Raw genomic sequence first — 21,047 nt, 5'->3', positions numbered from 1 at the left:
ACGTGAGCTGCGGCGCGGCCTTCGCCGGACGTCGTGGCGGCCGCGTGGCGTAGGCGGCCGGCCTTCCGGTTTGCGGCGCGAGCGCGCATATGGGGCCGATGACACCGCATGCTGACGCCGCCGGCGCGCTCGTCCTGTTCTCGGGCGGGCAGGATTCCACCGTCTGTCTCGCCTGGGCGCTCGAACGCTACGGGCGGGTGGAGACCGTGGGCTTCGACTATGGCCAGCGCCACGCCGTGGAGTTGGAAGCGCGCAAGGCCGTGCGCGCCCGCATCGCCCGCGAATTCCCGGCCTGGGCCGCCCGCCTGGGGCCCGACCACATGCTCGACCTCAAGGGGTTCGGCGCGGTGGCGGAGTCCGCGCTGACGGCCGAGCGGGCGATCGAGATGACCGAGCGGGGCCTGCCGTCCACCTTCGTGCCGGGCCGCAACCTGGTGTTCCTGGTGTACGCCGCGGCCCTGGCCGACCGCCGGGGCCTGGCCGCCCTGGTCGGGGGCATGTGCGAGACCGACTTCTCCGGCTATCCGGACTGCCGGCGCGACACCCTGAACGCCATGGAGCAGGCGCTGAACCTCGGCATGGAGCAGGACTTCCGCGTCGAGACCCCGCTCATGCGCCTGACCAAGTCGCAGACCTGGGCCCTGGCCAAGGGCCTGGGCGGCGAGGCGCTCGTGGACATCGTGCTGGCCGACACCCACACCTGCTACCTGGGCGAGCGCGGGGACATCCATCCCTGGGGCCATGGGTGCGGGACCTGCCCGGCCTGTGAGCTTCGCGCCCGCGGGTGGGACGCCTGGACCGCCGAGGGCCGGCCGGAGCTCGCTCCATGAGCTACGCGGTCAAGGAGATCTTCCTGACCCTGCAGGGAGAGGGCGGGCAGGCGGGCCGTGCGGCGGTGTTCTGCCGCTTCGCGGGCTGCAATCTGTGGTCCGGCCGCGAGGCTGACCGCGCCGGTGCGGCCTGCACCTTCTGCGACACCGATTTCGTCGGGATGGACGGCCCCGGAGGCGGCCGCTTCGCCGACGCAGAGGCCCTGGCGTCGGCGATCGAGGCCGCCTGGGGCGGCGGGGAAGGGGATCGCCTGGTGGTCTGCACCGGCGGCGAGCCGCTGCTGCAACTGGATGAGGCCCTGATTTCCGCGCTGCACGCCCGCGGCTTCAAGATCGCCGTGGAGACCAACGGCACCCTGCCGGCGCCGGCGGGTCTGGACTGGATCTGCGTCAGTCCCAAGGGCCAGGCCGAGGTGGTCCAGCGCCGGGGCCAGGAGCTGAAGCTCGTGTTTCCGCAGGCGGGGATCGACCCGGCGGCCTTCGTGGGCTGGGACTTCGAGCGCTTCTACCTGCAGCCGATGGACGGACCGGATCGCGCGGCGGCCACCGAGGCCGCCATCGCCTACTGCCTGGCCCATCCGCGCTGGCGGCTGAGCGTGCAGACCCACAAGTACCTGGGCATTCCCTGAGCCGTCGCCCCCCTCGGCGGCGTTCAGATCTCCACCTGCGAGCGCGGCGCCTTGGGCTCGGGCAGGTCGGTCGAGCGGCGGCGCGGCCCGTCGTAGTCGGGATCGTTGCGACGGCGGCGATCGGGGCCGAAGTAGTCGTTCGTGCGGATGAACGGCCGGGGGTGGTTGATCACCCGGGTGATCCGGTCGATCACCCCGCGCGCGGTGAGCGGCTTGGTCAGGATCTCGTTGACCCCGGCGTCCCGCGCCTCGGCGACCCGCTTCATGGTCGAGTGGCCGGTGACCATGATGACCGGGATCATCTGGTTGGGGCTGTCCGGCGAATTGCGCAGCAGGCGTACGAAGTCGATGCCGTCCAGCGGCTGCATCGTCAGGTCGGTCATGACGATGTCGACGGCGTGCGAGCGCATCATCTGCAGGCCCTCGGCGCCGTCTGCGGCCTCGAAGATCGCGTTCACCCCGATCGCGCGCAGAATCTCGGCCAGCAGCACCCGCATGTGGTGATTGTCATCGACGATGAGAATCTTGAGCAGGTGATAGTTCACGGCTTGGCGAAGGCGCTTTCACTTGGGTCCCGGCGGGCTCGCGCTTAGGGCGAGTTCGGACTCACCCTCTGCGCAGCCAAGCGCGCCCAATTACGGGGGCGCCGCCGCGGCGGTCAATCGCAAAAGGACAAGGATTGAAGGCGATTATCGCCGAGGTTGCGCCGCGAGCCGGGCGCAACTCATGCGATAAGCGTCCTCAGATTTCGCCCGGAACGAAGGGGCCGCGGCCGGTCTGGGCGCGATGGCGCAGGAAGGCGTCGGCCAGCACGCAGGCGGTCATGGCCTCCACGACAGGAACGGCGCGGATGCCCACGCAGGGGTCGTGGCGGCCCTTGGTGCGCAGCTCCAATTCGGCGCCGGTCTCATCGACGCTGCTGCGCGGGGTGAGGATCGAGGAGGTGGGCTTGAAGGCGACCCGCGCGGTCACCGGCGCGCCGGTGGAGATGCCGCCCAGGACGCCGCCCGCGTGGTTGGACAGGAACAGCGGTCCCTCAGCGCCCATGCGCATCTCGTCGGCGTTCTCCTCGCCGGAGAAGGCGGCCGAGGCGAAGCCGGCGCCGATCTCGACGCCCTTGGCGGCGTTGATCGACATCAGGGCGGCGGCCAGTTCGGCGTCGAGCTTGCCGTAGATCGGCGCGCCCCAGCCGGCGGGGACGCCCAGGGCCTCGACCTCGACGATCGCGCCGGTGGAGGAGCCGGCCTTGCGGGTCTTCTCCAGGTGCTCTTCCCACACCGCCACCGTCTCGGCGTCCGGGCACCAGAACGGATTGTTGCGGGTCTCCTCCCAGTCCCAGCGACCGCGGTCGACGGCGTGCGGTCCGATCTGCACCACCGCGGCGCGGACGCCGACGCCCTCGATCACCTTGCGGGCCACCGCGCCCGCCGCGACGCGTGCGGCGGTCTCCCGGGCCGAGGCTCGGCCGCCGCCGCGGTAGTCGCGCACGCCGTACTTGGCGAAATAGGCGTAGTCGGCATGGCCGGGCCGGAAGGCCCGGGCGATCTCCGAATAGTCGCGGCTGCGCTGGTCGACGTTCTCGATCATCAGCGAGATGGGCGTGCCGGTGGTCACCTGCCCGCCGAACCGGGCGCGGACCGCATCGTCCTCGAAGACGCCGGAGAGGATCCGCACCGTGTCCGGCTCCTGGCGCTGGGTTACGAACTTGCCCTGGCCGGGACGGCGCTTGTCGAGCCAGACCTGGATGTCCGCCTCGGTCAGGCGCAGGCCGGGCGGGCAGCCGTCGACGACGCAGCCCAGGGCGGGCCCGTGGCTTTCCCCCCAGGTGGTCACGCGGAACAGATGGCCGAAGCTGTTGTGCGACATGGCCGGGCTTATCACCCAACTCGGCGCATCTTCCAACACGTCGCGAAGCGCAAGGCTCAGGCGGCGCGCCCCCTGGCGAAGCGGCGCAGGATGTCGCGGGCCATGCTGCGCGTCTCGGCCGGCTCCAGGCGCAGGAACATGTGGCCCTGGCGATGGCGGCCCCGGGCCGGCAGGCCCTGGCCCTGCAGGCGCACCAGCCCCTGGGCGGCGGCCTTGGCGGTGATGATCACCATCCGCCGCCCGTGCGGGGTGTCGACCGTGACCCGGCCCCCGCGCGACAGAATCCTGGCCTCCACGGCGACGGTGATCCACAGGTCGTCGCCGCGTACGAGGGTGACGCCGTCGCCGCGCACCACGACCTCGAAGTCGGTGTCCTCGGCGCGGAAGCGGTCGCCGGCGCGCAGGCCCGGCGGGGTGACGATGCGGATCGCCCGCCCGGTGGGGAGCACATGGTCGATCTCGCCGCCGACCACGGCCTGGTGCGGGGTGATCGCCAGCAGCACGGCGGGGCCGGGGGCCCGGCGCCGGGGCGGAGCGGCGTGCGCGGCCGGCCGGCTCGCCGCCGGGCGATGGGGCGGCGGCTTGGCGGCGGTGTCGGCCCGCTGCAGCACGTGATGAGCCTCGACCACCAGACGGAAGCGCTCGGCGCTGCCGCCCGGGCGGTCGGGATGGGCCGACTTGGCGGCCTGGCGGAAGGCCTGGCGCAGTTCGCCGGCCGAGGCGCCCGGCCGAACCTTCAGGACCTCGCAGGCCATGGCCACCGTCATCAGCGATTGGGTTTCGCTCATCCGCCCAGCCTATCGGCGCCGCCCTCAATGTCACGTTAAGCCCTGCCGCTTGGAGCGCGCCCGCGCTATAGGGCGGCCATGAGCGACAAGACCGGTTCGAAGAGCATCATCCCGCCCTCGCCCAGCGAGGACGAATACGTGCGCCAGGTGACCCAGGCCGAGCCCCCGCCGCTGCTGTCGGAGGAGGATCCCTTCGCCCTGTTCACCGCCTGGCTGGCCGACGCGGGGGAGAAGGAGCTGAACGATCCCAACGCCATGGCCCTGGCCACCGTCGACGAGACCGGGGCGCCGGACGTGCGCATGGTGCTCCTGAAGGAGGCCGGGCCCGAGGGTTTCGTCTTCTTCACCAACCTGGAAAGCGCCAAGGGCCGGCAACTGGCCGCCAATCCCAAGGCCGCCCTTCTGTTCCACTGGAAGTCGCTGCGCCGCCAGGTGCGGGTGCGCGGGACCGTCTCCCCCGTCAGCGCGGCCGAGGCCGACGCTTATTTCGCCACCCGGGCCCGGCCGGCCCAGATCGGGGCCTGGGCCTCGGCCCAGTCGCGCGAACTGCCCGACCGCCTGGCCCTGGAGAAGAAGATCGCCGAGGTCGGCCTGAGGTTCGGGCTGGGCAAGGTGGCGCGGCCGCCGCACTGGTCGGGCTTCAGGCTGGAGCCGACGGCGTTCGAGTTCTGGCGCGACCGCCCGTTCCGCCTGCACGAGCGGCTGGTGTTCGAACGGGCGGCCGGCGGCTGGACCACCAAGCGGCTGTTCCCTTGACGGACCAGGAGGAGGCCGAGGTCGCCGCCTGGCTGGGGGGGCAGGCCGAGCGGTCGATCGAGACGGCCTGCGCGCGGGTGTTCCTGGCCGGCGAGCGGGCGTTCAAGGTCAAGCGGCGGGTGGAGCTCGGCTATCTGGACTATTCGACGCTCGAGCTGCGCCGCTGGGCGCTGGAGCGCGAGCTCGCGTTCAACCGCGCCGCCGCGCCGGACATCTATCGCACCGTGCGCCGGATCACCCGCGGGCCCGACGGGCGGCTGCAACTGGACGGCGCCGGCGAGGTCGTCGAGTTCGTGCTGGAGATGCGGCGCTTCGACGAGCACGCGGTGCTGGCCGCCCAGCCCTGGGCGGTGGACGGGCCCTTGGCCGACGCCCTGGGCCGCGCCGTCGCCGGCTTCCATGCCGCGGCGCCCGTCCGCCCCAAGGGCGGCGGCGGAACCGCCCTGAAGTTCACCATCGATTCCAACGCCAAGCTCCTGCGCGAGCTTGCGCCGCAACTCGGCTCCGAGCGGGTGGAGGCCCTGGTCGCGGGCACCGACGCCGAGTTCGCGCGGCGCCGGGCGCTGCTCGACGCCCGGCAGGCGCAGGGATTCGCCCGCCATTGCCACGGCGACCTCCACCTGGGGAACATCCTCCTGGAGGACGGCCGGCCCATCCTCTTCGACTGCATCGAGTTCAACGACGTGCTGTCGGAGGTCGACGTCCAGTACGACCTGGCCTTCCTCTTGATGGACCTGGACTTCCGCCGCCGGCGCGATGCGGCGGTGCGGGTGCTATCGGCCTACCTCGACGAGGCGCTGCGGGCGTTCGGCGACGCCGTTCTGGGCGGGCTGGCCGCCCTGCCGCTGATGCTGTCGGTGCGCGCCGCCGTGCGGGCCCATGTGAGCGCCCACAGCCGCGACCTGCAGGCCGCCTCGGCCTATCTGGACGCGGCCCTGGGGCATCTGTCGCCGGCGCCCCCGCGGCTGGTGGCGGTCGGCGGACTGTCGGGCTCGGGAAAGACCACCTTCGCGCGCCTGATCGCGCCGGGCTTCGGCGCCGCGCCGGGCGCGGTGGTGCTGCGCACCGACGAGATCCGCAAGCGGCTTGCGGGCGCGGGCCCCACCGAGCGCCTGGAGCGCAGCCTCTACACGCCGGAATTCTACGAGCGCGTCTACGGCGCCCTGTTCGACGAGGCCGCGCGCCTTCTGGCCGCGGGCAGGGCGGTGGTGCTGGACGCCACCTTCCTGGAGCCGGCGCTGCGGGCCCGCGCCGAGACCCTGGCGCGTGACGCCGGCGTCCCGTTCTCCGGGGTCTTGCTGGAAGCCCCGGCCGAGGTGCTCGCCGGCCGGATCGAGGCTCGCGCCGGCGACGCCTCGGACGCCACGGTGGAGGTCCTCATGGGCCAGATCGAGCGGCTGCGGACCAGCGAGGCCCCGAGCGCGGCCTGGCGGCGGGTGGACGCGTCCGGCTCCGTCGAGGACTCCGCCGAAGCCTGGGTGACCGCCCTGGAGGGCTGAGCGCGCCGGACGCGCCGGGCGGTTGGCGCCGCCGCCGGCTGAGGCTATCACCCGGCCCCGCCGCCCGTTCGAGGATCACCGCCATGGCCGACACCCCGCCCGACCGCCTGTCCACCGATCCCGACAGTCCGTTCTATGACGCCGCCGTGCTGGAGCGCGGCGTCGGCGTGCGCTTCAAGGGCGTGGAGAAGAACAACGTCGACGAATACTGCGTCAGCGAGGGCTGGGTGCGCCTGGCCGTCGGCAAGACGGTGGACCGCAAGGGCAAGTCCATGACCGTCAAGCTTCAGGGACAGGTCGAGCCCTACTTCCGCGAGCCCGAAGCCGGCTAGCCGAGAGCCTCGGCCACCTCCTTGCGGATCTCGGCGCCCGCACGGCGCGCGCGCACGGCCTCGGCCAGGCGATCGAGGACCTCCACGCTGGTCGCCCAGTCGATGCAGCCGTCGGTGATCGACTGGCCGTAGACCAGGGGCCGACCGGGCTTGAGGTCCTGGCGGCCGGCGACCAGATGGCTTTCGATCATCACGCCGAAGATCCGCTGGTCGCCCCGCGCCACCTGGGCGGCGATCTCGTCGACCACCGCGGGCTGGTTGGCCGGGTCCTTGCGGCTGTTGGCGTGGCTGGCGTCGATCATGATCCGCTGGGGCAAGCCCGCGCGCGCCAGGGCCGTGGCGGCCGCCTCGACGCTCTGGGCGTCGTGGTTCGGCGCGGCGCCGCCGCGCAGCACCACGTGGCAGTCCTCGTTGCCGGTGGTGGCGGCGATGGCCGTGCGGCCGTCCTTGGTGACCGCCATGAAGTGGTGCGGCTGGGAAGCGGCCTTGATGGCGTCGATGGCGATGGCGACGTTGCCGTCGGTGCCGTTCTTGAAGCCGACGGGACAGGACAGGCCCGAGGCCAGCTCGCGGTGCACCTGGCTTTCGGTGGTGCGCGCGCCGATCGCGCCCCAGCCGACGAGGTCGGCGATGTACTGCGGGGTGATCATGTCGAGGAACTCGCAGCCCGCGGGCAGGCCCATCTCGTTGACGTCCGCCAGCAGGCCGCGGGCCAGGCGCAGGCCGTCGTCGATGGCGAAGCTTCCGTCCAGGTGGGGATCGTTGATCAGGCCCTTCCAGCCGACCGTGGTCCGCGGCTTTTCGAAGTAGACGCGCATGATGATCTCGAGGTCGCCGGCCAGACGGTCGCGCTCGGCCTTCAGGCGGCGGGCGTAGTCGAGGGCGGCGTTGACGTCGTGCACCGAGCAGGGGCCGATGACCACCGCCAGGCGATCGTCCTCGCCGCGCAGGATCCTGTGCACCGCGGTGCGGGCGCGGGAGACCGCAGCGCTGGCGGCTTCGGTCCGGGGGCGTTCGGAGATGACCTGGGCGGGCGTCGATAGCTCGCGCAGTTCGCGGATTCTGAGGTCGTCGGTGGGGGTCGGCATGTGAGCGCTCCATCTGAGGCGCCACGCCGGAGACTAAAAAAGCCGCCAGCGTGACTGGCGGCTGTCGGGTGTCTGTCTAGGACGTCTTGATCACGTCGAACGAACCCCTTCCTCCGCCAGCGGCATCGGATAGCCAAAATACCAAAACGAATACTGGCCGGCGAGGTGGGTCATCCCCGCCTTGATAGCGTAAGCGGCCGGCGCTGTCACCCTGCGGCCTTTGCGCCGTCCGCTCCGATATTGCTCTGGGCGGGGCTCGGACTTTACGCTAGGGGCAAGCGGACAAACGACGCTCTTGGGAGGAGTAGTGGAATGCTGGGCTTGATGCAGGACTGGCCGCTGACGGTCGACAGGATCCTGGACCACGCCAAGGCCTGGCACGGCGATCGCGAAGTCGTCACCCGCTCGGTCGAGGGGCCGATCGTGCGGACCACCTACGCGGCCATCCACGAACGCGCCAAGCGCCTGTCCAACGCCCTGCTGAACCTGGGGATCAAGCCCGGCGACCGGGTGGCGACCCTGGCCTGGAACACCGGCCGCCACATCGAAGCCTGGTACGGCATCATGGGCATCGGGGCGGTGTGCCACACGCTGAACCCGCGGCTGTTCGCCGACCAGCTCTGCTACATCATCAACCACGCCGAAGATCAGATCATCTTCACGGACCTGACCTTCCTTCCCGTGCTGAAGGAAAACCGGGCCAAGATGCCCACGGTCAAGAAGTTCGTGGTCATGACCGACAAGGCCGGCATGGCCGGCGTCGACCTGCCGGACGCGCTCTGCTTCGAGACCCTGATCGAGGAAAGCAGCCCCGACTGCGCCTGGGGCGGCTTCGACGAGAACACCGCCGCCGGCCTCTGCTACACGTCCGGCACGACGGGCAATCCCAAGGGCGTGCTCTATTCGCACCGCTCCAACTTCCTGCACACCCTGGTGACGATGGGCGTGGACGTCATGGGCATCAACGCCCGCGACGTGGTGCTGCCGGTGGTGCCGATGTTCCACGCCAACGCCTGGGGGCTGTCGTTCTCGGCGCCGGCCGTGGGGGCCAAGCTCGTCATGCCGGGACCCAAGCTCGACGGCGCTTCGGTTCATGAACTGCTGGAGACCGAGGGCGTGACCTTCTCGGCGGCGGTGCCGACCGTCTGGCAGATGCTGCTGACCCACCTCCGCGAGACGAAGGGGCGGCTGTCGACCCTGAAGCGGGTGGTGATCGGCGGATCGGCGGTGCCCGAAGCCATCGTCCGCGGGTTCCGCGACGAGTACGGCGTGGCCGTGACCCACGCCTGGGGCATGACCGAGACCTCGCCGCTCGGCACCCTGGCCAATCCGACCGCCAAGATCGCGGCCATGGACGAGGAGGAGCAGCTTCGCTTCACCCTCAAGCAGGGCCGCCCGCCCGTCGGCATCGACCTGAAGCTGACCAACGACGCCGGCGAGCCCCAGCCGCACGACGGCGTCACCTTCGGCAAGCTCAAGGTCAAGGGGCCGTTCGTCGTCGGCGAATACTTCAAGGGCGAGGGCGGCCAGATCCTCGACGAAGAGGGCTACTTCGACACCGGCGACGTGGCCACCATCGACGAGCACGGCTTCATGCAGATCACCGACCGCGCCAAGGACGTGATCAAGTCCGGCGGCGAGTGGATCAGCTCGATCGAGATCGAGAACATCGCCGTGGGCCATCCCAAGGCCGAGCTCTGCGCCGTGATCGGCGCGGCCCATCCCAAGTGGGACGAGCGGCCCGTCCTGCTGGTCAAGCTGAAGGCCGGCGAAAGCGCCACCAAGGAGGAGTTCCTCGCCTTCCTGGAGGGCAAGATCGCCAAGTGGTGGACCCCGGACGACGTGGTGTTCGTCGAGGACATCCCGCTCGGCGCCACCGGCAAGATCGACAAGAAGCTGATCCGCCAGCGCATGGAGGGCTACGTGCTGCCGACCACCGCTCCGGCGCCGGCCAGGGCCATGGCCGCCGCGCGCGCGCCGCGCCTCATCGCCCCGGAACCCGGCGACTTCCCTGGCAAGGGGCCGCAGGCCGGATCGGACGCCGCGCCGGGCGCGTTTCCCGCGCGCCGGCGCTAGGCCGGCCCGTCAGCCGGCCAGGCGGTAGGCGCTGTCCGGGCCGGGCGGGCCGTCGGCGGTGACGACGCCTCGCTGGGTCAGGTCGATCAGGTGCGCCAGCACCGAGCGGGCCGCGGCCGGATGCAGCCGCGGGTCCACCTCGGCGTAGAGCACCGGGACCATGTCGCGGATGCGGGCGAGGCCCTCGCCGACCGCCTTGACCACCTGGGCTTCGCGCTGGCGGCGATGGGCGACATAGGCGTCGATGAAGGGCGCCACCTCGCGCACCGGCGGGCCGTGCGTGGGCCAAAGGGTCCCAAAGCCCCGGGCGCGGATGCGCTCCAGGCTGGCGAAATAGGCCGCCATGTCGCCGTCCGGCGGGGTGATCACCGTGGTCGACCAGCCCATGATGTGGTCGCCGGAGAAGAGCGCGTTCTCCTCCTCCAGCGCATAGCAGATGTGGTTGGAGGTGTGGCCGGGGGTCGGGATCGCCTCGATGGTCCAGCCCGGGCCTTCGATGCGCGCGCCTTCGCACACGCTGATGTCCGGCCGGAAGCCGAGGTCGTGGCCGGCCTCGGTCCTGACGGTGGACTCCGCCGCGGTCTCCACCTTGGCCACCGCGCAGCCGTAGATCGGCGCGCCGGTCCTCTCCTTCAGCGGGCCGGCCAGGGGCGAGTGGTCGGAGTGGTGGTGGGTCACGAGGATATGGCTGACGCGTTCGCCCTCGACGGCGGCGAGGATCGCCTCCAGGTGCTCGGGCTGGTCGGGACCTGGGTCGATCACCGCCACCTCGCCGCGGCCGACGATGAAGGTGGCGGTGCCCAGAAAGGTGAAGGGGCCGGGATTGTTGCAGATCACGCGGCGGATGAGCGGCGAGACCTGGTCGCAGCGGCCGTATTCGAACTGCATCTCGCGGACGTAGGGGATCATGCTTCCTGCCTTCCTCGGCGCCGTCGTTGCGGGGGACCGCTCCGGCCCTTCACCGGAGACGATCATGGCCCTCGACGCGGCGATTTTTGTGTCAAAACGGCTCCAGCGCGTGGCCGTCGCCCTGATCTGTCTCGCGGCGGTCCAACTGGCCGCGGCCCTCGTGTCCCAGCCGCCGGCCCCGGCCGCCGTCCGCGTGTCCCTGCCCTGAGGCGGCCTAGCCCGGCAGCACGCCTGACAGGTCGTAGCCCGCCGCCGCCCCCAGGGAAATGAGCTGGTCGCGCGACTGGGCGCCGGCCATGGCCTCGCCCAGCGACCAGGTGACGATGGAGCGCGTGCCCGAGCGGCAGAACGCGAGGGCCGGCTTTTCGGCGCTCGCCAGGAACTGGCGCTGCTGCTCGACCTGGTCCGGCGTAGGGCCGCCCCGCACCGGAATATGGATATAGGCCAGGCCCGCCGCGCGGGCGGCGGCCTCGATCTCGGCGCTGGACGGCTGGCTCGGGTCCTCGCCATCCGGCCGGTTGTTGACGAGGGTCCTGAAGCCCATGCTGGCGGCCTCGGCGACCTCAGCGGCGGTGATCTGGGGGCTGACGGAAAGCTGGTCCGTCACGCGTCGGAAATCGGTCATCGGATGGCACGGCGCTGCGCCCGGCTCGGGCATGGTTTGACATCATCGGGGCGCGGTGAAAGTTTCGCAACGCCCGGGCGTCGATTGTCGCCCCTCTGCGAGCCATCCATGTTGCGTTTCATAGGCCGCCGGCTGCTGGTGGCCCTGCCCACGCTGTTCCTCGTCATCACGGCGGCCTTCTTCATGATGCGGGCCGCGCCGGGCAGCCCCTTCGACAGCGATCGAAAGCTGTCGCCCGAGATCGAGCGCAACGTCATGGCCAAGTACGGCATGGATCGGCCGCTGGTCGTGCAGTACGGCGCCTATCTGAAGGACGTGGTGCGCGGCGACTTCGGCCCCTCGCTGAAGTACAAGGACAAGTCCGTCCTCGACATCCTGGGCGAGAACTATGGGGTCAGCCTCAGGCTGGGGCTGACGGCGATCCTGATCGCATCGGTGGTGGGCGTGAGCCTGGGGGTGCTGGCCGCGCTGCGGCAGAACGGGTCCACCGACTACGTGGTGATGACGGTCGCCGTCCTCGGGGTCTGCATACCGACCTTCGTCACCGCGCCCCTCCTGGTGCTGACCTTCGGCTCCTGGCTCGGCTGGCTGCCGACGGCGGGGCTGACGGCGGGCGTGCGCTCCTATGTGCTGCCGGTCGTGGTCCTGGCCCTGCCGCAGATCGCCATCATCTCGCGGCTGACGCGCGCCGGCATGATCGAGGTCCTAAGGTCCAACTATGTTCGAACCGCCCGCGCCAAAGGCCTGCCCGAGCACCGCATCGTCGGCCGCCACGCCCTGAGGGCGGCGATCCTGCCGCTGGTCTCCTATCTCGGCCCGGCCTGCGCGGGCCTGATCACCGGCTCGCTGGTGGTGGAGAAGATCTTCAACCTGCCGGGGCTCGGGAAGTTCTTCGTCATCAGCGCCCTGCAGCGGGACTACACGGTGGTGATGGGCATGGTGATCTTCTACGCCGCCCTGATCCTGGTCCTGAACCTGATCGCCGACCTGCTCTATGCGGCGCTCGATCCGCGCGTGAGGCTGGCGTGAGCGGCGCGCGCATGTGGGCGCCCGGGTCGCGCCGGGGGGCCGAGGCGATGGAGCGGGCGGCCCGGGGGCGGAGCCTTTGGGACGACGCCCTCCGCAGGCTCCTGCGCAACCGCGCGGCCGTGGCCGGAATGATCGTGCTCGCCGTGCTCGTGCTGGCCGCGCTCGTCGGGCCGCACCTGACCCCCTACGCCTACGACGAGATCAACAAGAACGACGTGTGGGTCCCGCCGCTGACCGGCGCGCACCTGCTGGGCACAGATTCCCTGGGGCGCGACCTCCTGGCGCGCCTGCTGATGGGCTTGCGCGTGTCGCTGGCGATCGGCCTGGTGGCCACGGCCGTGTCGCTGGTGATCGGCGTGGCCTGGGGCGCGGTGGCCGGCTATGTCGGCGGGCGGCTGGACGAGTTGATGATGCGCATCGTCGACGTCCTCTATTCGCTGCCGTTCATCTTCTTCGTGATCCTGCTGATGGTCACGTTCGGCTCCAACATCGTGCTGATCTTCGTGGCGATCGGCGCGGTGGAATGGCTGACCATGTCGCGGATCGTGCGCGGCCAGACCCTGTCGCTGAAGCACAAGGAGTTCATCGAGGCGGCGCGGGCGGCGGGCCTGGGGCAGGGGGCGATCATCGCCCGCCACATCGTGCCCAACCTGCTGGGCCCGGTGGTGGTCTACGTCACCCTGACGATTCCCGCGGTGATCCTGGCGGAGAGCTTCCTCAGCTTCCTGGGGCTGGGGGTGCAGCCGCCGATGGCCTCGCTGGGCACGCTGATCGCCAACGGCGCCCAGGACATGGAGCTGGCGTGGTGGCTGCTGGTGTTCCCGTCGGCGACGATGGTGGTGACGCTGCTGAGCTTCAACTTCATCGGCGACGGCCTGCGCGACGCCATCGACCCCAAGGACCGGTAGGGCCGCGCGTGTCCGGCCCCCGCCTATTCCACGCGACGCGCCCGCACCGCCCGCTGGCCGCCGAGATTCATCATGTAGCTGCCCATGGCGGCGCGGCGGATCTTCGCCTCCATGCCCGGCGCGGGGTCACGCATCAGGCGCTCGCTGTCGGTCTGGGCCCAGACGGCGCCGTCCTGCAGTTCGACCACCCACTTGCCGTCGCCGCCCATGCGCGCCGACTTCACCACGCCGGTGACACTGTCGATCTTCTCGGGGGCTTCACCGCGGTCGAACAGGGACAGGGAGGGCAGCGTGAAGCCGAAGGCCTGACGCCGCACCTGGTCGGCCTGCTGGCGGTCCACGACGACGATGTCGCCCTTGGCCTCGGCCTGGTCCACCGCGGCCGCCTGGGCGTCGTAGCAGGCCAGGCGCTGGGCGTCGTCGCCCAGCTTGCGGCAGTCGATCAGCCGCTGGAAGATCTCCGCCCGCGTGGCCGCCGGCTGGGCCGCCGCCGGACCGAAGCCGAGACCGGCCGCCACAGCCGCCGCCGCGCCAGCGCGCATCCAAGAACCCGTCATCTTTCGACCTCGTGAGCCCGATGCCCCGCATTGATAAGGCGCTTCGCGTCGCACGCAATCTGTCCGTCGTCGCCCTGGCCGGCCTCGCCCTGGCCGCCTGCGGCCCTCAGGCGGCGGTGCGCGCACCCTGTCCGCAGGGGGAGGTGTGCTTCGAATACGGCAACGGGTCGGAGCCCGTCAGCCTGGACCCGCACAAGAGCACCGGCACCTGGGAGGACCGGATCCTCAGCGAAGTGCAGATGGGGCTCACCCAGGACGACCCGGACGGGCGGCCGATCCCGGGCATGGCCGAGAGCTGGGACGTCAGCGCCGACGGGCTCGTCTGGACCTTCCACCTGCGCCAGGCCGAATGGTCCGACGGGGTCCCGGTCACCGCCGACGACTTCGTCTTCTCCCTGCGCCGCATTCTCGACCCGCAGACGGCGTCGCCCTACGCCTCGTTGCTGTATCTGATCGAGAACGCCCAGGCGGTGAACGAGGGCAAGGCGCCGAAGGAAGCGCTCGGCGTGCGGGCGCTGGGGCCGCGGGAGCTGCAGATCCGCCTCGTCCATCCGGCGCCCTACCTGCCCGAGCTCGCCAAGCACAACACCATGCTGCCCGCGCCGAAGCATGTGGTTGAGAAGTGGGGCGACGCCTGGTCCAGGCCCGAGCATTACGTCGGCAACGGACCGTACATGGTGGAGTCCTGGCGGCTGGGGGACCGGGTGACCGTGGTCAAGAACCCGCGGTTCTACGACGCCGACAAGGTGTGCATCGACCGGGTGAACTTCTATCCGACCAACGACGCCACCAGCGCCGAGCGCCGCGTGCGGCGGGGAGAGCTGGACGCAAACGCCGACATCCAGTCCAACCGGATCGCGTTCCTTCGGAAGGAGATCCCGGGATACGTGCGCACGCACACCTATCTCGGCGTCGCCTACCTGGCCTTCAACAACAGCGTGCCGGCGCTGAAGGACCTGCGGGTGCGCCAGGCGCTGACCATGGCCATCGATCGCGACTTCATCACCGAAAAGCTGCTGCGCGGCGGCCAGCAGCCGGCCTACACCTTCACGCCCCCGGGCGTGGCCAACTACGCGCCGCCCGCGCCGCCGGCCTGGGCGTCATGGCCGCTGGAGCTGCGCCAGGCCGAGGCGCGGCGGCTGCTGGCGCAGGCGGGCTACGGCCCGGACAACCCGCTGAAGATCTCGATCAAGCACCGCAACACGCCCGACCCGATGCTGTTCATGCCGGCCATCCAGGCCGACTGGAAGGCGATCGGCGTGGATGCGGCCCTGGAGCAGAACGAGACGCAGATCGCCTATGCGGCCTACCGGTCCCGCGATTTCCAGGTCGCCGACGCGGCCTGGATCGCCGACTACAACGATCCGATGAGCTTTCTTTACCTGATGCAGTCTTCGACGGGCTCGCAGAACTACGGCGACTACAACAATCCCGCCTACGACGCCCTGCTGCTGAAGGCGGACAACGAGCCGGACGCCCAGGTGCGGGCCGCGTACCTGGCGAAGGCCGAGCGCATCATGCTGGCCGACGCGTCCGTCGCGCCGGTGTTCTTTTACGTCAGCAAGAATCTGGTGCGGCCGAATGTGACCGGCTGGGTCGACAACATCATCGACCGCCACCGGATTCGTTACCTTTGCATGGGCGAGGGGTCGGCCTCGCCACGCCCTTCGGTTGCGCGCGGGGAATAATTGTCCCCGTTTGGCCTTGCGCCCAACAATCTGTGACCAGAATGCGACAGGTCGGCGTCTGCAACGTTGCAGGATGTTAATCGGCGTTGACCCCCGTTCGGTAACGCTCGTAACTCACCCGTAACCGGGTCGCCTAGGCGGCCCGGGCAACATTTGTGGGGAGCGGGTTTCGTTCGCCTTCCGAGGCCGGCGGACCGCTGGAGGATCCTGACCTTGAAAATGAGAAGCATGCGGGAGCGCCTGCTGGCCTCCTCGATGATCTGCGGAGCCGCTGCCGCGGCCGCCGCCGTCGGAGCGCCGGCTTACGCCCAGGAAAGCGAAGTTTCGGAAATCGTCGTCACCGGTTCGCGTATCGTCCGCCAGGACTACGTGGCCAACAGCCCGATCGCGACCGTCTCCGGCGACGCGGTGGTGGCCAACGCCGACGTGACCCTCGACGTCTACCTGAACACGCTGCCGCAAGTGAACCCGGCGGGCAGCTCCACGTCGAACAACCCCGGCAACAACGGCCAGTCGAACATCGACCTGCGCGGCTTCGGCGCCAACCGTAACGTCGTGCTGATCGACGGCCGTCGTCCGATGGTGTCGGCCAATACGCTCACGGTCGACCTGAACACGATCCCGCAAGCCCTGATCGACAGCGTCGAAGTGATCACCGGCGGCGCGGGCGCGGCCTACGGCGCCGACGCCATCGCCGGCGCGGTCAACGTCAAGCTGAAGAGCAACTTCGAAGGCGTCGACCTGCGGGCCAACTACTCGAACTCCACCGAGTACTGGGATTCCAAGGAATACCAGATCTCGGCCGTGATCGGCGGCAACTTCGCCGACGGCAAGGGCAACGCGGTCTTCGCCTTCGACCGCTCGTTCCGTGAATCGCTGATCAAGTCGCAGCGTCCGTTCTCGCAGAACGCCACCTCCACCACCTCGTTCCTGCCGGAAGGCAACCTGTTCTGGTCGTCGGCCAACGCCCCGACCAAGGCGGCCCTGGATTCGGTCTTCGCCGGCTACGGCGTGGCCTCGAACCAGATCGGCCTGGCCTCGGGCACCCTCGGGTTCAACCTGGACGGCTCGCTGTTCTACCGCGGCGTCTTCAACAACCCGCTGGACGTCCAGAACTTCCGCTATCCGATCGACGGCTCGGTCAACCAGAGCCTCTATCCGGACCTGTACAGCTACAACTTCGACTACGTGAACATCCTGGTCCTGCCGATGGACCGGTATTCGTTCATGTTCAAGACGAACTACGAGCTGGACAACGGCATCGAGTTCTTCGCCAACGCCGGCTGGACCGAGTACAACGCCGTCACCGCCCTGGCGCCGACGCCGTTCCCGACCGTCAACACCCGCAACAGCAGCGACGCCGGCACGAGCGACGTCATCAGCTCGCTGGTCACCCCGGGTTCGGGCATCAGCCAGACCCTGGTGGTTCCGGTCACCAACCCCTTCATTCCGGCCGACCTGCTCACCCTGCTGAACTCGCGGACCGGCGACGACCCGCGACTGGTCGGCTCGGGCGCGACCGAAGCGTTCCTGATCCGCCAGCGCACGCTCGACCTCGGCCTGCGTGAATCGCTGTTCGAGAACACCGTCGTCCAGTTCATGGCCGGCGTCCGCGGTCCGATCGGCGACACGGGCCTCACCTTCGAAGCCTCGGTCTCCGAAGGCCGCACCGAAATCGACGAAACCCAGTCGGGCAACCTCGACACCCAGCGCCTGCAGACGCTGATCGAGGCGACCGACGGCGGCGACTCGATCTGCGCCGGCGGCTTCAACATCTTCGGCCGTCAGCCGATCTCCGACGAGTGCCGTCAATACCTCGCGGCCTCGACGACGCTGTCGACCGAGATGAAGCAGCAGATCGCCCAGGCCTACATCACCGGCCCGATCTACGAGATGCCGGCCGGCGACCTGTCGTTCGTGCTGGGCGCCGAGTACCGCAGCTTCGAGTACGACTTCAATCCGGGCTCCGCCTCGGGCCCGATCTCGGGCGCCAACACGCAGAATCCGGATCGCGGCACCAACTCGTTCCGCGACGTGTTCGGCGAACTGCTGATCCCGATCGTCAAGGACCAGCCGTACATCGACGCCCTCGAACTGAACCTCGGCGTCCGCTATTCGGAATCCGAGTTCGCCGACAAGCTGACCGGCGAGTCCGTCGGTCCGCGCGGCTCCTGGGCCTACAAGGGCGAGCTGAACTGGAAGATCAACGATCTGGTCCGCGCCCGCGCGTCCTACCAGCGCTCGGTTCGTGAGCCCAACTTCTCCGAACTGTTCGCCGGCGGCGGCTCGGCGCCCCAGTACTTCGATCCCTGCTCGGCCACCAGCCAAGCCCGCCAGGGCGCCAACGCCGCCCAGGTCGCCGCGCTCTGCGTCGCTCAGGGCGTGTCGGCTTCGGCCATTGGCAACTACGTGCAGACCCCGGGCTCGCAGATCGGCGTCGACCTCGAGGGCAACCTCGGCCTCGAGCCGGAAGTCGGCAAGACCTTCACGGCCGGCGTGGTGTGGCGTTCGCCCTGGGAAAACCAGTGGCTGTCGCGCCTGCAAGGTTCGGTGGACTACTACAATATCAAGATCGAAGACGCGATCCTGACCCCCACCCCGAACCAGATCGTGGCGGCGTGCTTCAACTACTACGGCACCAACCCGACCTACGACATCAACAACGAGAACTGCCAGGGCCCGCTGCGTCTCGGCGCGGACATCCTCTGGGTCTACAATCCCAACGAACCGTCGGGCCTGTTCATCGCCTCCAACGAGGGTGAGCAGCAGTCGAGCGGCGTCGACATCCAGTTCGACTACGGCTTCGACATGGAGTGGTTCGGCCTCGACAGCCGCTGGGGTTCGGTCCGCCTGAACGCCCTGCTGACGCACGTGATCGAGTTCAAGCAAAAGGACCCGATCAACGGCGTTCCGGAGCTCGACTTCGCCGGCACCATCTCCTACTTCGGCGCCGGCCTCGGCACGAGCTTCCCGAGCTGGAAGGCCACGGTGAACGGCGAGTGGTCGCTGTTCGACGACTTCAAGGTCAACGTCCGCGGCCGCTACATCGGCGAGATGGACAACCGCCTGGACATCGAGTTCCCGGGCGAGACCGAGTTCGAAGGCGTGGACGCCGTCTGGTACTGGGACGTCGCCGGCACCTGGGCCGTCAACGACGCGGTCGAGATGCGTCTGGGCGTGAACAACGTCTTCGACAAGGAGCCGGAAACCTACTCGCCGAACGTCCAGTCGGGCACCGATCCGTCGACCTACGACGTGGTTGGCCGTCGGGTGTACGGCGGCCTGAAGCTGCGCTTCTAGTCGCGGCCTGAAGGCTAAAGGCTTGGGGCGGCGGACTTCGGTCCGCCGCCCTTTTGCTGTGTGGACAGAAATAAGCGCCGCCGGGGACCGGCGGCGCTTTTCTCGTCGAGGAACCCTGGGCGGTCAGGCGTATCCGAGCAGCTCGCGCAGGCCGGGGGCCATGTGGTCGACCAGCTTTTTCTGGGTGTCGGGCAGCTCTTCGGGGATCACCTGGCCGCTGGACAGGTGCTCGCGGGCGGTGGCGCTGTGCTGGCGGTCCGAGCCGATGCGCACCCGCTCGCGCCAATCCTGCGGCAGGCGCTCAACGCCGAAGCTGCGCAGGAGATCGGCGAAGAAGGTCTCGGCCTGTGGCGTCTCCAGGGCCTTCAGGTGGGCCACCACGTCCTCGTAACGCACCAGGCGCACGCCCGTGCCCAGCCAGGCGACGGCGTGGAACAGGAACACCTCGCGCAGGGCGGGGCCGCGCCCCGGGATGCCGAAGATCACCAGGTTCAGCATCTGCTCGACGGTGACGGCGCCGTTCTTCAGATGGTTCTGCTGGGGATGGTCGAACTGGTCGGACAGGTTGAAGCGCGCCCGCGCCAGGACGTAGTCGTAGGGGTCGCGCACCAGCACCACCATGTTCGCGTGCTTGAGCGCCATCAGCGACATGTCGGCGAACAGCATGTGGCCCACCGAGAACATCGGGCGCTGGGGCGACAGGGCGGCCCGGTGCTGTTCCAGATTGGGGATCTGCAGGAACTCGCGGTCGTAGTGCTGCTGCGTCGGCACGAACATCCGCACGATGTTGCGCACCAGATGGGTGCCGCACTTGGGCACGCTGTTCAGGAAGGCGGTGTTGCGCAGGGGCGCATGGGAGAAGCGCTGGACCTCAGCGCCCAGGGTGTCGGGTCGGCTGATCACCTTGGCCGTCAGCACATGAACCTCCGCTTGATTGGATCGTCACACTAGCCGGCGCGGCGGGCTTGCGAAACCTTGCCTCAGGCCGGCGCCTGCGGGCGCAGGGGCCGCGTGCGGAACCACTTGGAGATCACCCATTTCTCGCCGCGGGTGGGGGAGGCGCCGGTGTGCAGCGACAGCGGCTCCAACGAGCCGTCGGGCTTGACGCTGTCGAAGACCAGGGCCGAGCCCTTGGGCGGCTTGAAGGCCAGGCCCAGGTGCGGGAACTCTGTCGCTCCGCCCTCGAAGTCCTCGTTCAGGTAGATGAGCACGGTGCGCACGCGCTGCCCCCGGGCCTGAAGCTGGGCCGCGTTGGCCGGCGTCTCGGGGATGTAGTCCACGTGCGGCGCATAGCTCTCGCCGACCCGATAGTGCAGCACTCCCAGGCCCTCGGCGTGAGCGGGCGGCATCCCGGCCACGTCCGCCAGGCGGTTGTTGATCAGCTCCAGGATCACGTCGCTGTCCACCAGGCCAAAGTGCATCACGCGGTTGGCGCGGATGTCCTCTACGCTCTCGCCGCCGGCCTCGTTCACCACCATGCCGCGGCGCAGGGCCGGCTCGGCGAGGGCGCTGACATAGTCGCAGGCCCAGTGCGGCAGCACATCCGGGACCATCCAGACGCCGGGCGCGTCGTTCAGGCGCTGGTGCTCCAGGGGCGCATCCCAGGCCGCGAGGTCCACCGCCGCGCCCAAGGCGTCGAGGTCTACGGAGCCGGTGCGCGCGTCGCGCTCGCCGATCAGCCGCAGCGCCGGGGAGAAGCCGGCCACCGCCGCGCCCGCGAGCGCGGGCAGGGCCATCGGCGCGGCCGGCCCGTCCAGCCCCGCCAGCAGGGCGAGCTGGCAACCGGCCTGCGCGTCGCCTGCCTTGGCGGCCTGGACCAACCAGCGAATCGCGCGCGCCGGGTCCCGGGGCGTGCCGACGCCGCCCGCATCGATAACGCCGGCCAGGCTCAGGCCGAAGAGGTCCCCCGCCCGGGCGGCGGCGATGATGCGCTCCACGCCCTGGCCGATGTTCTGCTCGACGTGAAGTCCGACCAGCTGCCAAAGGCCGATGCGCGCGTGCGCCGCGGGATAGCCGCTCTTGGCCGCCCTGGCCCACCACTGGAGCGCTTCCTGGGGGCGGCCGCTCTGCTCCGCCGCCTGGCCGAGCAGGTCCTGCGAGGCGGGGTCGCCGGCGTTGGCCGCGGCCAACACCTCTTCATAGGTTCTCATGCACGCCTTCTACAGCC

Annotated in this window: 20 protein-coding genes; 11 read left to right on the top strand and 9 right to left on the bottom strand. The window is 69.9% G+C overall.

The annotated features are described in order from the left end of the window. Positions 1-98 precede the first annotated feature (98 nt). Positions 99-830: a 7-cyano-7-deazaguanine synthase QueC gene (gene queC, locus ACK4YQ_RS14230; RefSeq protein WP_409612079.1), complete on the top strand. Its 732-nt coding sequence runs from the start codon at positions 99-101 to the stop codon at positions 828-830. Further along, a complete protein-coding gene (queE, locus tag ACK4YQ_RS14225; protein ID WP_409612078.1) occupies positions 827-1,459 on the top strand; it encodes a 7-carboxy-7-deazaguanine synthase in 633 nt (210 codons plus the stop codon). The genes queC and queE overlap by 4 nt, the downstream gene beginning before the upstream one ends. A 23-nt stretch (positions 1,460-1,482) precedes the next feature. Here queE and ACK4YQ_RS14220 read toward each other — a convergent pair whose 3' ends face one another. The 3 genes from ACK4YQ_RS14220 to ACK4YQ_RS14210 form a co-directional block, all read right to left on the bottom strand. After that, a complete protein-coding gene (locus tag ACK4YQ_RS14220; RefSeq protein ID WP_409612077.1) occupies positions 1,483-2,004 on the bottom strand; it encodes a response regulator in 522 nt (173 codons plus the stop codon). A 196-nt stretch (positions 2,005-2,200) separates the two neighbouring features. Next, a complete protein-coding gene (gene aroC, locus ACK4YQ_RS14215; RefSeq protein ID WP_409612076.1) occupies positions 2,201-3,325 on the bottom strand; it encodes a chorismate synthase in 1,125 nt (374 codons plus the stop codon). A gap of 56 nt (positions 3,326-3,381) precedes the next feature. Then, positions 3,382-4,113, bottom strand: a complete 732-nt coding sequence (locus ACK4YQ_RS14210) for a DnaJ domain-containing protein (protein ID WP_409612075.1) — start codon at positions 4,111-4,113, stop codon at positions 3,382-3,384. A 78-nt stretch (positions 4,114-4,191) separates the two neighbouring features. On the opposite strand from ACK4YQ_RS14210, the gene pdxH reads away from it, so the two are divergent. The 3 genes from pdxH (at position 4,192) to ACK4YQ_RS14195 (ending at position 6,700) form a co-directional block, all read left to right on the top strand. Continuing rightward, the gene (pdxH, locus tag ACK4YQ_RS14205; RefSeq protein ID WP_409612074.1) at positions 4,192-4,869 is read left to right on the top strand and encodes a pyridoxamine 5'-phosphate oxidase; all 678 of its coding nucleotides are present in this window, start codon (positions 4,192-4,194) and stop codon (positions 4,867-4,869) included. Further along, positions 4,866-6,368 (top strand): AAA family ATPase, encoded by a 1,503-nt coding sequence (locus ACK4YQ_RS14200; RefSeq protein WP_409612073.1) that lies wholly within the window; start codon positions 4,866-4,868, stop codon positions 6,366-6,368. The genes pdxH and ACK4YQ_RS14200 overlap by 4 nt, the downstream gene beginning before the upstream one ends. Positions 6,369-6,451: 83 nt before the next feature. After that, positions 6,452-6,700: a DUF3297 family protein gene (locus ACK4YQ_RS14195; RefSeq protein WP_409612072.1), complete on the top strand. Its 249-nt coding sequence runs from the start codon at positions 6,452-6,454 to the stop codon at positions 6,698-6,700. On the opposite strand, the gene ACK4YQ_RS14190 is transcribed toward ACK4YQ_RS14195, so the two are convergent. Further along, entirely contained in the window at positions 6,697-7,788 is a 1,092-nt protein-coding gene (locus ACK4YQ_RS14190) for a 3-deoxy-7-phosphoheptulonate synthase (RefSeq protein ID WP_409612071.1), read from the bottom strand. The genes ACK4YQ_RS14195 and ACK4YQ_RS14190 overlap by 4 nt on opposite strands. Positions 7,789-8,100: 312 nt before the next feature. Here ACK4YQ_RS14190 and ACK4YQ_RS14185 point away from each other — a divergent pair, with 312 nt between their 5' ends. Then, complete coding sequence (locus tag ACK4YQ_RS14185) at positions 8,101-9,864, top strand: long-chain-fatty-acid--CoA ligase (RefSeq protein ID WP_409612070.1); 1,764 nt, start codon at positions 8,101-8,103, stop codon at positions 9,862-9,864. A 9-nt stretch (positions 9,865-9,873) separates the two neighbouring features. Here ACK4YQ_RS14185 and ACK4YQ_RS14180 read toward each other — a convergent pair whose 3' ends face one another. Further along, complete coding sequence (locus ACK4YQ_RS14180; protein ID WP_409612069.1) at positions 9,874-10,773, bottom strand: MBL fold metallo-hydrolase; 900 nt, start codon at positions 10,771-10,773, stop codon at positions 9,874-9,876. A 64-nt stretch (positions 10,774-10,837) separates the two neighbouring features. Between ACK4YQ_RS14180 and ACK4YQ_RS14175 the strand changes: the two genes are divergently transcribed. Continuing rightward, positions 10,838-10,981: a hypothetical protein gene (locus ACK4YQ_RS14175; RefSeq protein ID WP_409612068.1), complete on the top strand. Its 144-nt coding sequence runs from the start codon at positions 10,838-10,840 to the stop codon at positions 10,979-10,981. 6 nt (positions 10,982-10,987) lie between these two features. On the opposite strand, the gene ACK4YQ_RS14170 is transcribed toward ACK4YQ_RS14175, so the two are convergent. Beyond that, positions 10,988-11,398 (bottom strand): TIGR01244 family sulfur transferase, encoded by a 411-nt coding sequence (locus ACK4YQ_RS14170; RefSeq protein WP_409612133.1) that lies wholly within the window; start codon positions 11,396-11,398, stop codon positions 10,988-10,990. A 108-nt stretch (positions 11,399-11,506) separates the two neighbouring features. Here ACK4YQ_RS14170 and ACK4YQ_RS14165 point away from each other — a divergent pair, with 108 nt between their 5' ends. Continuing rightward, the gene (locus ACK4YQ_RS14165; protein WP_409612067.1) at positions 11,507-12,427 is read left to right on the top strand and encodes an ABC transporter permease; all 921 of its coding nucleotides are present in this window, start codon (positions 11,507-11,509) and stop codon (positions 12,425-12,427) included. Beyond that, positions 12,424-13,335, top strand: coding sequence for an ABC transporter permease (locus tag ACK4YQ_RS14160; RefSeq protein ID WP_409612066.1), 912 nt, complete (start codon positions 12,424-12,426; stop codon positions 13,333-13,335). Before ACK4YQ_RS14165 ends, ACK4YQ_RS14160 begins: the two co-directional genes overlap by 4 nt. Positions 13,336-13,358: 23 nt before the next feature. Here the strand turns inward: ACK4YQ_RS14160 and ACK4YQ_RS14155 are convergent, their stop codons facing one another. Next, positions 13,359-13,892, bottom strand: a complete 534-nt coding sequence (locus tag ACK4YQ_RS14155) for a hypothetical protein (RefSeq protein WP_409612065.1) — start codon at positions 13,890-13,892, stop codon at positions 13,359-13,361. A gap of 20 nt (positions 13,893-13,912) precedes the next feature. Between ACK4YQ_RS14155 and ACK4YQ_RS14150 the strand changes: the two genes are divergently transcribed. Together ACK4YQ_RS14150 and ACK4YQ_RS14145 are read left to right on the top strand one after the other, a co-directional pair. Further along, a complete protein-coding gene (locus tag ACK4YQ_RS14150; protein WP_409612064.1) occupies positions 13,913-15,580 on the top strand; it encodes a peptide ABC transporter substrate-binding protein in 1,668 nt (555 codons plus the stop codon). Positions 15,581-15,799: 219 nt separating this feature from the next. Next, entirely contained in the window at positions 15,800-18,880 is a 3,081-nt protein-coding gene (locus tag ACK4YQ_RS14145; protein WP_409612063.1) for a TonB-dependent receptor domain-containing protein, read from the top strand. A 123-nt stretch (positions 18,881-19,003) separates the two neighbouring features. On the opposite strand, the gene ACK4YQ_RS14140 is transcribed toward ACK4YQ_RS14145, so the two are convergent. Beyond that, on the bottom strand, positions 19,004-19,798 hold the full coding sequence (locus ACK4YQ_RS14140) for a hypothetical protein (RefSeq protein WP_409612062.1): 795 nt from the start codon (positions 19,796-19,798) through the stop codon (positions 19,004-19,006). 62 nt (positions 19,799-19,860) lie between these two features. Further along, complete coding sequence (locus tag ACK4YQ_RS14135) at positions 19,861-21,030, bottom strand: 2OG-Fe(II) oxygenase (RefSeq protein ID WP_409612061.1); 1,170 nt, start codon at positions 21,028-21,030, stop codon at positions 19,861-19,863. Positions 21,031-21,047: the final 17 nt, after the last annotated feature.

The organism is Phenylobacterium sp. (assembly GCF_046291545.1).
Lineage (GTDB): Bacteria > Pseudomonadota > Alphaproteobacteria > Caulobacterales > Caulobacteraceae > Phenylobacterium.
This window is presented reverse-complemented; position numbering and strand designations above follow the sequence as displayed.